Origin of the sequence: Sulfitobacter litoralis, assembly GCF_900103185.1 — a bacterium.
Classification (GTDB): Bacteria; Pseudomonadota; Alphaproteobacteria; order Rhodobacterales; family Rhodobacteraceae; genus Sulfitobacter; species Sulfitobacter litoralis.
On sequence record NZ_FNJD01000024.1, the window covers coordinates 1 to 13,627 of the forward strand.

The 13,627-nt window shown below is 55.7% G+C and carries 11 protein-coding genes and 1 pseudogene; 6 read left to right on the plus strand and 6 right to left on the minus strand.

The annotated features are described in order from the left end of the window. Positions 1-421: 421 nt before the first annotated feature. The 4 genes and pseudogenes from BLQ98_RS15445 to repA all read right to left on the minus strand — a co-directional run bounded on the left by BLQ98_RS15445 (position 422) and on the right by repA (position 4,885). Positions 422-1,395 (minus strand): annotated as a pseudogene (locus tag BLQ98_RS15445) (IS5 family transposase). A 75-nt stretch (positions 1,396-1,470) separates the two neighbouring features. Next, on the minus strand, positions 1,471-2,490 hold the full coding sequence (gene repC, locus BLQ98_RS15450) for a plasmid replication protein RepC (RefSeq protein ID WP_244148455.1): 1,020 nt from the start codon (positions 2,488-2,490) through the stop codon (positions 1,471-1,473). A gap of 260 nt (positions 2,491-2,750) precedes the next feature. Next, positions 2,751-3,710: a plasmid partitioning protein RepB gene (repB, locus tag BLQ98_RS15455; protein ID WP_093734156.1), complete on the minus strand. Its 960-nt coding sequence runs from the start codon at positions 3,708-3,710 to the stop codon at positions 2,751-2,753. Beyond that, positions 3,710-4,885, minus strand: coding sequence for a plasmid partitioning protein RepA (repA, locus tag BLQ98_RS15460; protein WP_093734157.1), 1,176 nt, complete (start codon positions 4,883-4,885; stop codon positions 3,710-3,712). The genes repB and repA overlap by 1 nt, the downstream gene beginning before the upstream one ends. A gap of 981 nt (positions 4,886-5,866) precedes the next feature. Between repA and BLQ98_RS15465 the strand changes: the two genes are divergently transcribed. The 5 genes from BLQ98_RS15465 (at position 5,867) to BLQ98_RS15485 (ending at position 9,783) form a co-directional block, all read left to right on the plus strand. Continuing rightward, a complete protein-coding gene (locus BLQ98_RS15465) occupies positions 5,867-6,643 on the plus strand; it encodes a hypothetical protein (RefSeq protein WP_093734158.1) in 777 nt (258 codons plus the stop codon). 115 nt (positions 6,644-6,758) lie between these two features. After that, entirely contained in the window at positions 6,759-7,127 is a 369-nt protein-coding gene (locus BLQ98_RS15470; protein WP_093734159.1) for a hypothetical protein, read from the plus strand. A gap of 9 nt (positions 7,128-7,136) precedes the next feature. Continuing rightward, positions 7,137-8,318, plus strand: coding sequence for a DNA cytosine methyltransferase (locus BLQ98_RS15475; protein ID WP_093734160.1), 1,182 nt, complete (start codon positions 7,137-7,139; stop codon positions 8,316-8,318). Between the two features lie 126 nt (positions 8,319-8,444). Next, on the plus strand, positions 8,445-8,873 hold the full coding sequence (locus BLQ98_RS15480; protein WP_093734161.1) for a hypothetical protein: 429 nt from the start codon (positions 8,445-8,447) through the stop codon (positions 8,871-8,873). Between the two features lie 115 nt (positions 8,874-8,988). After that, on the plus strand, positions 8,989-9,783 hold the full coding sequence (locus BLQ98_RS15485) for a hypothetical protein (protein WP_244148456.1): 795 nt from the start codon (positions 8,989-8,991) through the stop codon (positions 9,781-9,783). Positions 9,784-9,796: 13 nt separating this feature from the next. Here BLQ98_RS15485 and BLQ98_RS15490 read toward each other — a convergent pair whose 3' ends face one another. Next, positions 9,797-10,474, minus strand: coding sequence for an SOS response-associated peptidase (locus BLQ98_RS15490; protein WP_093734163.1), 678 nt, complete (start codon positions 10,472-10,474; stop codon positions 9,797-9,799). A gap of 165 nt (positions 10,475-10,639) precedes the next feature. Between BLQ98_RS15490 and BLQ98_RS15495 the strand changes: the two genes are divergently transcribed. Further along, a complete protein-coding gene (locus BLQ98_RS15495; RefSeq protein WP_093734164.1) occupies positions 10,640-12,256 on the plus strand; it encodes a BCCT family transporter in 1,617 nt (538 codons plus the stop codon). A gap of 42 nt (positions 12,257-12,298) precedes the next feature. Here BLQ98_RS15495 and BLQ98_RS15500 read toward each other — a convergent pair whose 3' ends face one another. After that, a complete protein-coding gene (locus tag BLQ98_RS15500) occupies positions 12,299-13,612 on the minus strand; it encodes a TRAP transporter large permease (RefSeq protein WP_093734165.1) in 1,314 nt (437 codons plus the stop codon). Positions 13,613-13,627 lie beyond the last annotated feature (15 nt).

The window sequence follows — 13,627 nt, forward strand, 5'->3', positions numbered from 1 at the left end:
CGTATGCTTGTTGCCGTGGCACTGGCGAATAAGATGGCCCGCGGTCTGTGGGCCATGGTGACGAAGCAAGTGGACTACCGAACCCCGGCAACGATGGCATGAGCGCAATGCGACAGACATCAAAACCCGGGACTTGAGCGTGTGACGAGATCGATGAACAGTAAGGGAAAATGATCGGAAAGATCCGGACCAGACAAAGCAGTCTTTGTGCAGGAGCCCATGAGCTCGATTTGTTGATCTGCCTTTGGTTCGCGCATCGCCATACCGGCCCGCGGCTGTATCAACCGCTGCAACGAGAGGCCTGATACATGACCGCATCCGATCACACACTCAAACCGTTCAGAAATCTCTTGCACCAACGGGGGCATCCATACATGCACAAATCCGTCTGAGGTTGGACTTCCCCTTACCTCAGGCGGATTTAGCCTACGGGGACGGTACGGGGTATGCCGAGAGCTGTGAAGTCGTTTAGGATCGCGGCACGAATTTGGATCTCCGCAACTTGCCGGTCGAAGTCACGTGCCGAAAGGCGCTGACCGAGCAACTTCACACAATGCATCCACTGACCGACAGGGTTATGCGTAGCATGATCCCGAGAGGTTTTGTTTCGACGCGGCTGCGGCGGTGGTACCCGGTCACCTGTCGCCACAATGCGCGACCCAGATACTTTGAGGATTGGACGGCTTCGTTGCGTGCTTTGGCCCCGGGCGTATCGGGCTTCCACAGCTTGGCATTCTTACGCGGCGGTATGACGGCATGGGCATTTCGTGCTGCAATCGCCTCATGGCATTTGCGCGTGTCCTAGGCTCCGTCAGCAGTGACACTCCCGAGGTTTTGATCCGGGGGGATCTGATTGAGTAGGTCAGGCAGCGTTGGAGCATCGCCGACACTGCTGCTTGTTACCTCAATGGCCCGTATCTCCAGCGTTTCCTCATCAATCCCTATACGGATCTTGCGCCATAGGCGGCGTTTGGAACCACCATGCTTACGGGCATTCCATTCACCTTCGCCCTCCGCCTTGATGCCTATGCTGTCTATCAGCAGGTACAGAGGACCTGCTGATCCTTTGTACGGGATAGCGACAGACAATGTTTTTTGACGACGACACAATGTATTGAAGTCCGGCACCGCCCAATCCAGCCCAACCAATTTCAGTAGGCTTTCCACAAATCCCGTCGTCTGCCTCAACGGCAGGCCGAACAAGACTTTAAGGGTCAGTCAGGCTTGCATAGCAGCGTCGCTGTAGGTTTGTTGACGCCCCCTTCGACCAGACCCGACCGCTTCCCACGTCATCCCTGGATCAAACCAGATGGATAGCGATCCTCATTGTTTGAGTGAAAAATTGTACTCCGCCCAGTTCCGGGTCTTGTACTTCGTCGGTGTCCAGCTGCTCATAGCAGCCTGTTACTATACTGGATTCATACAGTGAATCCTACAGGATGTGATTTGCGCAACAAAGCCGTCAAATTGTCAGCTGACAATTTGACGGTTGGCAAGAGCCATCAGCATAGGCTGCAGTGTAAACGCGCCATCATGCGCCATTTGTGTCAGCCGACGAAGGTATGCGCCTGGGCTGCGGATGGCATTGGCTTTCTCAAGCATACACAGAACGGTGACCGCAGCGGCTTCTGCACCCATGATGCGTTTTGCCTCAATCATCACAGGTTGGTCGATCCCGAGCATTGGCGCGATTTTATCTGAGATACGCTCCAGATCGGACCAGGTGCGCAAACTCTCGGGAAAGAAATATTGGTGTTCTTGGCATGCTGTCAGAACTTGACTGAGGGAGACCGCCTGAACTTTGTCAGCGCTTAAAGCTCGTTGACACTTGAAGGTATCACTAGTGTGAGCCCCCTGCCCTTCAGAGTCAAAATGGATTATATCTGAATCCTGTATGTGCCGCTCATTTTGGATGTAAGCGGTGCTCGTTTCTTCTGCTACCAATACCGTTTCTTCACCACTTTCCAACAGGTTCTTAAGTTTTTCTACTATTGACTGAAGCTCAGCCTCGTCCGATTTCCGGCGCAACAATTTGGCGAGCTCTGCAAGTTCGGTTTCATGCCCTGTTTGACGCATTAGCTCGGCACGCAACATGAGAACTTCATCACGCAACGCAAGCAGCTCTTCCTGACGTGCCTGTGCTTTACCCGCTGCATGACCGATGGCGTCGGCTTGATGCACCATCGGTGCCAGATTGAAACCAAAAGCAGCGGTGATCTCTCCGCCACGGTTGCGGGCGAAGCGTTTACGGTTGGGGCTGTCGTGACGGCTGACAATACCAGCGCGCAGCAGTTGTGCCAGATGACGGCGCAAGGTGCTTTCCGGCATCCCATGCAGTCGTTCGGACAACCGTTGGTTCGAGGCAAATACAATGCCCGCGGGTCCGGTAGGAATGTGTCGGCTGGGCAGGAAGGTCAGCAACGCCTGCAACACAGTGAGTGTCCGGTGAGACAGCTCATATGTTTCTGCCGCCTGTGTGAGCTGATCCATTAGCTGCCATTTATCAGGCCCGCAGGGGTTCTCTGCGCGGACGTTTACTGGAAGCCCGATGAGTTTTCGGAACGTTTTTCCCATAAAATTTTCACGAAAGACAATAAAATACCCGCACCACCCGAGAGGGTGGAGTTGACAGAGGTAAATCTTTAGGGCTATCTCGAAGGTACAAAGTTTGAGAATGGCCTTCCGGGATTTATCCTGGGGGGCTTTTTTTATGGTCCGGTTGTGCCTCCTGTTGTTACTTCCTCAATGCTTCACGCCTTGGCCTGTCGCCAGCGGTCGTGAATCTCTCTCATCAGCTCTTCGGCATGGGTGTCGAGCCATTTGTCGAAACCTTCGGCCGTTTGGGCGGATATACTCAGCGAAACTCCTCGCGGTGTGCGCCGCACATCAGCCAAGGCTTTGCCGTCTTGGCTTCGTAGCGTACGCGTTTCGGTCGTTGCCGGGGCCTTGGGAGATCGTTTATTACTCGCGGCCTTGAAGATACTTTCGAAACGTTCGTCCGAAGTCAGATCGCTAAAGGTATCGGTGGTTGTGGCGTCATCTGCTCGGGATTTCGCATCCGCATCCTGCGCGAGCTTCGCCAAAGTCAGCCAGCGATCCCGCCCAATCCCGGGAGCAGAGCCAATCTTGCGCAGGAAGGTCAGATCAAAAGCATTCCCGACCTTGAGCATACGGCTCACCATGGGCAGGTCGATCGTCAGCGCATCCGCGATTGTCTGCCGGTCATGCCCGCTTGCATCAAGCTGCGCTGCAAAGCTCGCCTTTTCCACAAAGGAGAGATCCTGCCGCGCGGTGTTTTCCTGACCTTGGGCCATCACCAAAGCATGATCATCCAGATGGCGGACCATAGCTTTGACTTTCACGCCGATCGCTTTCAGCGCCTTCAGTCGGCGCCGGCCATAGACAATCTCGAACCGTCCGGCTTGGGACGGATGAGGGCGGACAAGTACAGGCACCTGTTGACCGTAGGTCCGCAGGCTTTCTTGAAGCTTTCGCTGTGATTCATCATCAATACCCAAGCGGTCTTCGACACCCGCCATATCAATCAGGTTGGCATCAAGATCCTGAACCGCGTTCTCCTGTAGCCGCGTCAGCGAGGATTGCAGCGCGCCAACCGCACCGCGAGGCGCAGTAGAGGGTTTCGGTGCAGGCCGTTCCTGCGACGGGGCAGGGGCCTTTGTCGCGGATGAAAGAATACCTTTACGTGCCATTAACGCCCCCATGCTTTCTGAATCATGGATTCAATTTCGTCATTAACCAGATTTAGTGAATCGAGCGCACGGTCGTAGGTATTGCGGTGGAACTGGGCACGATCGACCTCGTAAATCGTCTGGTGGGTCAGGCCCGCATCAGAGATCGCAGTAGATTTTAGCATCGGGGCAACCATGACTTCATCGTCAAAAAGCTGCCGCAAGAATGCGAGCACCTGCTGTTGCGGCCCGTCATTTGGTTCGTATCTATTAATGAGAAAACGCATGAAATCGAATTCCATGCTCGCACCGGCATTCGAGACGACGTCAAGAAGATCCGCACTCATTTGAAGGAACTGTGACATGGAGGCGACATCAAGCATGTTTGGAACAACCGTAATCAACACGCCTGTCGATGCGCAAAGCGCTGCCATTGTCAGGTAGCCGAGCTGCGGCGGGCAATCGAAAATCACTACGTCGTAGTTCTGTTCGACATCGCGAAGCGCCGTCGCCAACCGTGCGAAGAACGGCGGCTGCGCGTGGTTCATCAATGCCTGAGGGGTCTCGTGCTCGAACTCTTGCAGCATCAGCCCACCGGGTGCGAGGTCAATCCCAGTAAAGTAGGTTTTCTGGATGACGTCTTCTAACGCGACCGGATCATCATACCGGATCGCGTCATAAATCGTACCGGAATTTAGGAAATCATACTCAGGACGATAGCCAAACAATGTGGTTAGAGACGCTTGCGGGTCGATATCGACACAAAGAACGCGGTAGCCTTTGAGGGCCAAACGTTGCGCAGCATGTACCGCACTCGTCGTTTTGCCCGAACCACCCTTGAAGTTCAGAAAGGATAAAACCTGCAGCTTGTCCCCTTCACGGCGCCCGCGTTGGTACGCCCCGCGGCTTTTGGCACTAGCCTCAAGAACGCGACGCAGTTCCAACAGATCGTCCGCAGAATAGTGTCTACGTCCCCCGGGCGAGGTGTGGACTTCGGGGGCCTTGTCATCAAAATGTAGCTTGCGCAGGAAGCTGGTTGAGATGCCCAAAAGCTCCGCCGCTTCGCCCGCAGAAAACAGGCGAAGCTCTTTGAGCGCATCGGGCGCAAAGATCTTATGCATGTGACCTTCCAGGGCCGCAGCCAAGGTCTCCGCATTCTGGCGGATCCGTGTATTGATGTGTACGGTGCCTGTCACATCGCCCTCGCTCTCAGGAACGCTATTATTCGGTAGCGCATTTGTTTCCGTTACTTAACGTCGAAACATCTGCCAGCGCAACAGATTCTTGAAGCAGCCGTCGGTTGGGGGTGGGGCTAGATGATGTGGGAGGTAGTAGCGAGATCGTCTAATTGTTGGTTAGCTGTCTGAAAACTATGGCGTATCGAGCGGTGTATTGAATAAAGATCACATCTTCTCGCATACCGGCGAAGTCACAACAGGCGGCTGAACAGCCTGCTAATAATCCTTCACACCTGCGAACCTCCTCCGGCAGCGCGATGTCCCTGATGATCCAGCCGCAAAGAAGCACTTATGGGATCTTTCGCGGGTGAAGTAAATTTCGCCCGTTCTCACAAACTTTTCAGGCTGGCTGTAACGAGGTTTTCCGGGGTTTTCCTCATTTACCGCCCAACACATCCCGTTAGACAATAGCCGGCCCCCGTTCCTTCCCCCCATCCTGTAGGGGAAGGCCCTTCGTGCACGTCCGTATCAAATGCAGTGCCTTATATCGGTGGCCAGTCGCTCCCCCGCAGGGTTTTCTCCTGCTCCGCTCTGATTTTTGGTCAGAGCAGTCCCCGATCTACATGCGGGTGATATCCACATGACAGCCGGTGGGTTTTTCGTCTGCATATCTGCGCCAGACTAGAAGGAGCCGTTTATGGCGCGGGGTGGGGTAGTCCCCGGACGTTCTTCTGTATTGATGGCCGGAAACAGAAATCCGTGGCCGTCGCTCTTTGCAATATCTTGATCCAGCTTGGAGGAGCATCGGGTGTAAACCAAACCGAACCGCTGCGCCCCGAAAGGCGCTGCTGGTACGGTGGGGTTTCAATCCATCGCCGGCCAAGTGGCTTAATTAGACCATTTTGGATCCGACCGCGGATGGCATACGGGGGGTCACTAGGTGCGCGCGCTGCCCATTCATGCTTCCATTAGTGACAAGCGAATCCGAGAGGGATGAATATGACAGACGAAAGCGATGAACTGGAAGGGCATGTCTATGTGCACTTCGATGGGATCAAAAAGTCGGCAGAATGGATTGTTAAAGATTACAGGGGCAATGGAGCCTTTACGGACGCACAGATTGAGGTGCTTTGCCAACAGTTTCAAATGCCGCGCCCGTTGATAAAGGAGCTATCCTTCTACGTAGGGAACTCTCTGGATAGTGACTCCGAAGTTGATCTGTTGCAGGTGACAAAATCTAAGGCGATCGCGCATGCGAACAAAAATATTCGCCGAGCTCGACTGCTTCTTCGAAAGAGTGAAAGCATTGAACGCGTGAAGGAGGAACTGTCAGGGCTCTCTAATATCTTTGCAATTACGAAAGCGGACGCTGAGATCTTGCCCACAGCGATGACCGCTGATCAGGACTTAGAGCAGCAGCTAACCCGTCTATTGCAAACGCCGGGTTCCGCTGCATTGTTGAAACCGGATCATTCTCCGAGTGCGAGCGACAATCGCCGTTTCCAGGTTGTGATGAGCTGCTGCTACATCTGGGAAGACGCGGGAAAGGATTTTGGCTTTTCAAACGAGTTGGATGACACGAACCGCGTGGATCGTGTGGGCGGGATCTATCAGTTTGTGCAAACGGTCGCTGCGATGGTTTCAACCTCGAAACACAGGCTGCGTGGTGAAGTCTTTCATAAAGATATCACCCATTTTAAAGCGTATCGCCTTGGGCGAGACCCCGACGCCTTTCTGAACGAAGAGCCGGAATTCGGATCGCCCAAAACGGTCTGATTGAGCCACTTTTTTCAAAAGCCCGCGTCATTGCATCTTCTCCTCGACCGGCCGTCGCGACCAAGACCGCCGGTTTTGATTGTTTATCAAAGTTTTATCAAAACAGGAGAAGAATATGGACAACCGTGGGGGTAAACGCAAAGGGGCGGGGCGGCCAAAAGGGTCCACAAAAAAAGGCACCAAGTTGGACGAGTTCAACATGATGGTGCGGGCTCAGGAATATTGCGAGGAAATGCTGGAGGTGCTGGTAGATCTCGCACGTCACAGCACGAGCGAAAGCACAAAGCTGAGCGCGGCAACGCAGGTGTTGGATCGCGGCCATGGCCGGCCGGGGACGGTGAAAATGCCGGATCCGCATGATGAATACAAAGCCTTCTACCTTTCGATTCAAAGGGATCATTTTATCAATAACCCAAATTACGGTGCGCCCTTTAGCGACAGCTATTATCTTGATCAAATGGCTGAGCCAGAAGGTGGTGCGTAGGTGGGCCCTATGACCTTCTATGAATTCTTCGCCGGCGGCGGGATGGTGCGGGCGGGGTTGGGGGCGCAATGGCGGTGTCTTTTTGCCAATGATGTCTCGCCCCAGAAAGCGCGTGTCTATCGGCGCAACTGGGGTGGGGACACGCTTGTTTTGGCGGATATTGCGGCGCTGACCTCTGCCGACCTTCCCGATGTGCCGGATCTGGTTTGGGGGTCTTTCCCCTGCCAGGATCTCTCGGTCGCCGGTACGGGGGCGGGGCTTGCGGGGCAACGATCGGGGAGCTTCTGGTCTTTGATCGGGTTGTTGCATGACCTCAAGGATCAGGGGCGGGCGCCGCCCTTGATCGTGTTGGAGAATGTGTTGGGCACACTGAGCGCCAACGGCGGGGCGGACTTTACAGCTCTTTGCCAGGCGGTCGCGGAGCTGGGCTATGATCTGGGGGCCGTGGTGATGGATGCTGCGGATTTTCTGCCGCAATCGCGTCCGCGCTTGTTCATCATTGCGGTCCGGAAAGGGATAACGCCGCCTGATGCCGTGCTTAGCAAGGGCCCGCAGAGCCTCTGGCATCCTCCGGCGATTGTTACGGCATACCAACGGTTGCCGCAGGGGCTGCAAAAACGCTGGCGTTGGTGGGCGATGCCAACACCTGCGCCGTGCGTTCTGAAGCTTGCCGATCTGATTGAAACGGGATTGCCAGCTGACAATTGGGATACGCCGCAGAAGACTAATAAATTGCTGTTGATGATGAATGAGACGCATCTGCAAAAGGTGGCCGCCGCCAAGGCGCGAGGGGGCACGATGATCGGGACGATATACAAACGCACGCGGAGTGAGCAGGGGCAGAAGTTCCAGCGGGCTGAGGTGCGCTTTGACGATTTGGCCGGGTGTTTGCGCACGCCGGGCGGCGGGTCCTCTCGTCAGCAGCTACTTGTAGTGTCGCGCGAGGCAATCCGTTCGCGGCTGATATCCCCGCGTGAAACGGCGCGGCTTATGGGGTTACGTGACAGCTATGTGCTGCCCGAAAAGGCATCGGAGGCATATCAGCTGACCGGCGACGGGGTTGCCGTTCCGGTGGTGCGCTATCTTGCGAAATGGCTTTTGGAGCCGATATTGGCAGGCGGGACCCCTTGGGAACATGCCACAATTACTTCGCCTTCCCATTCTCAGGCAAGAATCCCCCATTCCCTTTAAAAACCACCGGAACCAACTCCGGCAACGCGTGTTAACTTCTCGGAAATAATGATCACGATATCAACTCTTTACCGGTCTCTTCGGCACCGGTGAGGCTTCCGTTAAATCATAGTAAAAGGTGTGAGTATGCAGACCAATAATGACGCGATGAGTGAGCTTTGGCGGGTGCTGAGCGGCACCCAGACGGCTTATGAAACGGCTTTGACAGACCTTGATGATAATGCGGGTAAGGACCTGGTGACCAAGATCACCTTGATGCGCAAAGCGAACATCGAACAGGTTGAGAAATACCTCTCCGACGCAGGGACTGACGTGAGCGAACTGGAAGCGCCGGAGCGAGTGTATTCCGCGCTTGATTGGACCTCTGCCGGGATCGACGGGCCTGATGGGGTCAAGGCTCAGGTGCGTAAATACGAGGCGAATGTGCTGGAGGCCTATGACCGCGCGATCGAGCCTTATGCAGCGGGCGATCCAGAGCTTCAGTTCCTGACGGAGCAATATCACCAGCTGAGCCAGAAGCTGGGCGGGCTCACCCCTGATCGCGCAGTCGCCTGACTTTGACATGCAGTGAACCTCATTGCGTAAACTGATGTAACATGTGGCAGTCTGATGCAGATCGGGCTGCCATCCTCTATTGGTTGGCAGCCTATCCGCGAAGTGAAGGAGCACGATGATGATATCTGCGATCCTCGGCATCTGTTTATTGCTGGTCGTAACAGCGGATATTGTAATGTCGACGCTTGGGGTGGGGGCAAATGGTCCACTTGCTCCACGCGTTGCGCGCGGTACTTTCCACAGCATTCGGTTTTTCCCGAAACCGGATTGGGTGCATCGTACGTGCGGACCATTGGTGGTGGTTAGCATCGGGGCGGCCTGGATCGTTTTGATGTGCCTCAGCTGGACACTCATCTTGTCGGGATCGACAGGATCGGTTGTCTCGCCGGCGACAAGCGCGCCGACGAACATTGTTGAAAAGGCGATTTACGGGGGGCATTTATTGTCCACTCTGGGCGGTGGGAACTATGAAAGCAGTGGCCTGCTATGGGGGGCTGTTTCGGCTCTAATAGGAATTTCAGGGATGGTTGTGCTGACATTGTCGGTCTCTTTTGTCTATTCCACGACCCAAGCTGTTTCTGCTGGGCGGGCCATTCTGGCGTTGTCTGATATCCACCAGCCAGGTGCCGACCAGTTCAGCCGGGTTCTCTTGCCGCAGTTCGCGACGCTTGTCGCGCAGATCAAGGCGATACCCTTTGCGCTTTACTTCAGTTCTGTGCGCGAGGAGCGTCGGCTGCCGCAAAAGCTGGCGCAGCTTCGGTCACATCCGCAGATATCCGAGCAGGACCGCAAGAACCTCGACATTCTACTGCGGGAACTGCCGGGGTTGGAACATGTGTCTCAGGATAGCTTTGACGACGCATTTAACGATTGGGCCAAAGGATACACCCTGCGCCCTGAAAAAAGGTGAGCGACAAGAATTACTACAGCCCGCCGAGGTCGGATTTCAAATCTTCCCCCTGTTGATGAATCGCCATATTTTCCGCAGGATAGGGTCTAATCAGGCGAAACGCATCCTCCGCTGGCGCTGTAAGCCATGCCTCGTAATCCTCAGGGTCCAAGATCGCAGGCATCCGGTCGGGGTGGGTGTCCTTGACCAAAGCATTCGGTGTGGTCGTGATCATCGAAGACGTGATCAACTCGCGGTAGTCTGTCCCGTAGTTGCCCGCAAAACTGCGCCATATACCGGCGAGGGCGAAGGGCGGGCGGGCTGCCTCTCCGGTCACGCCGAACCAGACATAGGTCGCCGGATTGCGCCCCTTGGCCTCGCAAAAGCTCGACGCGGGGATCAGGCAGCGGCGTTCGGTAAAACTCGCTTTCCAAAAGGACGAGCTGCGCAATTTATCATCCCGCGCATTGTTCACTGCTTTAGGCCGGATCGGTTTGCCGGTTCTCTTGGAGACTTGCGGCAGCACGAACCCCCAGTGGGTATTTAAAAGCACGCGTTCGCCATTTTCATCCAGCGCCACGATAGGGGCGGTGCCCTTGGGAAAGATGGCCGTATGCGGCTCTGCATTGCCCAGATGGTCGTTCATGGTGCTCACCGCGAACAGCTGCTGCATGAGGGTAGGGGCCAGGGTGTTGGCATAGAGGTTGCACATCCGTTGGACCTCCTTTGGCGGTGGGGACGGTCATATATTTTAACGTTAACGTAATAATATGCGGGAAAGTCCCACAAGGCGATCTAGTTCAACTTATAGACCCCGCAATTTGACGCCCAGCCACCCACTTTACAGCCCGTATTTAATCACAAGGACGGAGAGAGCATGACCGACCCCACGTCAGAAAACGGTGAGATAGAGACTGATTTCGAGGTCGGTCAGGACAATATCGACGGCAGCCTCGGCCCCATCGGGTTTGATATTCATAACCCCGTTTTCGTGATCTCTGGTGTGACCGCGGTGGCCTTTGTGCTGCTGACGCTGATCTTTCCCGATCAGGCAGGCGCGGTGTTTCTTGCGGTGCGCGATTTCGCGACAAGCAAGCTCGACTGGATGTTCATGATCATCGTGAACTTCTTTGTCATCTTTTGTATCGCGCTGATCTTTATGCCCATGTCCAAGGTGCGTTTGGGCGGCGATGATGCGGTGCCTGAATATTCCTACCCCGCGTGGTTCGCGATGCTCTTCGCCGCCGGTATGGGGATCGGGCTGCTGTTCTTTGGTGTACTGGAACCTGTCTATCACATGAACGTCTCGGGCCCGCTTGGGGTGCCGTCGCCCATTGCAGCCGACGGATCAATCGTCCCCGAGAATGTCGCGGCCGCGCGGTCCATGGGGCTGGCGGCGACCTTCTATCACTGGGGACTGCACGGTTGGGCTGTCTACGCTGTTATGGCGCTGGCCTTGTCGCTGTTCACCTATAACAAGGGTCTGCCGTTCTCGATCCGGTCGTGCTTCTATCCGATCCTGGGTGAACGGATCTGGGGTTGGTCCGGCCATATCATTGATATTCTGGCGGTCTTTGCGACGCTGTTCGGCTTGGCCACATCGCTGGGTCTTGGTGCGCAGCAGGCGAATGCCGGCTTCAATTTTGCCTTCGGGCTCGAGATTTCGACGAATGTTCAGGTGATCATCATTATTCTGGTCACGGCTGTCGCCCTTGTATCGGTCTGGCGCGGTTTGGACGGCGGGGTAAAGGTGCTGTCCGAAGTCAACATGGGCGTCGCCATCCTGTTCTTCCTCTTCGTCCTTTTCGCAGGGCCGACATTGATCGGGCTGAGCGGTTTCTGGACCGGCCTGATCGCCTACACCCAAGAGCTGATCCCGCTCTCCAACCCCTTTGGCCGCACAGATGACGCCTACCGCGAGGGATGGACGGCGTTCTATTGGGCGTGGTGGATATCCTGGGCGCCTTTCGTCGGCATGTTTATCGCGCGGGTGTCCAAAGGGCGCACGGTGCGGGAATTCATCATCTGCGTCTTGCTGATCCCGTCGTTGATCATCTTTGTCTGGATGGGTGTGTTCGGCGGCATCGCCATCGACCAGATCCTGACCAGCCCCGAGACATCACTGGTCAAAGCCAACGTCATCGACAGCTATTCACCCGAGCTGAGCCTGTTCGGCATGTTGAACGAGCTGCCATTCACCAAAACGGCATCAACCATCGCGATTGTACTGGCGTTGGTGTTCTTTGTGACCTCGTCGGATTCAGGCTCGCTGGTGGTGGATACGATCACAGCAGGCGGCAAGATCGACGCGCCGGTGCCACAGCGGATCTTCTGGTGTGTGGTCGAAGGGCTGATTGCAATCGTGCTGCTGATCGGCGGCGGGTTGTCGGCGCTGCAAGCGGGTGTCACCGCCACAGGTATACCGTTCAGTATCCTGATGTTGGTGATGTGCTACACGATCTACAAAGGTCTGCGCAGCGAACCGCGGCAGTGAAATCGTCAGCCGGCGCGCCCCTAAGGCGCGCCGGATAAGGCTTTAGGATCCCATCCAGTTCGGCAGAATGGTGGTGATGATCGGGAAGGCAAAGAGGATTACGATCGTGATAACCTCCAACAGGACAAACCAGAGCGCACCTCGGAAAATCTGGGGCAGGGGTGTTTCGCGATCAATGCCGGCGATGACATAGCAGTTCAGGCCGACCGGCGGTGTGATCAGACCGATCTCGCACATTTTCACGGCCAGAATGCCGAACCAGATCGGATCAAAGCCAAGCGATTGTATTGTGGGGAACATGATCGGGATGGTGATAACCATCATCGAGAATGCATCGAGGAACATACCCAGAGGGACAAAGACTAGAAGCAACATCGCCACGATAAAATACGGCGGTAGACCTGATCCGACGACCGCCTCGGCCAATTGGTTGGGAACTTGGATCAGGGTCAAAAAATAGCTAAAGACGGCAGCGCCGATCATGGTGAACATGATCATCACCGTGGTGTCGATGGTCGACCGGAAGCTCGCAACAATACGGCCCGCCATACCGGACCAGCTTGGGCGGTGCATCAATAGCATGATCAAGGCGACAAAGGCACCCACGGCACCCGCCTCTGTCGGGGTGACGAGGCCCAGATAAATACCGCCCATCACGACGATGAACAGCACCATGACCTGCCACGCTTTACCCGTTTCGCGGACGGCCTCGCCCCAGCTGGCGCGTGGCGTTACCGCATGGCGCATATCTCCACGACGGGCGATGAAATAGATACCGACCATGAACATGATGGCGGTCAGCAGCCCCGGCAAGAATCCGGCGACAAGCATCTTGCCTGCCGAGGTTTCCGTCAGCGCGGCATAGAAGATCAACAAGACGCTTGGTGGAATAAGAACACCCAACACCCCTCCTGCCGCGACTGCACCTGCGGACAGGCTGCCCTCATATCCGGCCTTCTTCATCTCGGGTATCGCGACCGACCCCACAGTAGCGGCGGTGGCCACACTTGATCCCGATGTGGCCGCAAACCCCGCGCTGGTCAGGATCGCCGCCATGGCCAGTCCACCGGGCAGATGCCCGACCCAGCGGCTGGCGACGTCGAATAACTTTTTACCAACCTGCGCATGATGCGCGAAACTGCCCATCAGGATGAACAGCGGGATGATCGTGAGCGTATATACGGCGGTGGTGGAGTATGAGATCGACTTGAGCCGCGTCATCAAAAACGCGAAATCTTCGACCAAGACGATACCGACGGCACCGGACAGCGCCAGCGTGGCAAATACCGGCGCGCCGAATGCCATCAGTAGGATGATCAGCGCGACGGCGATATAGGGGGCAAAAGACGGATCCATCGGGGCTTCCTGACG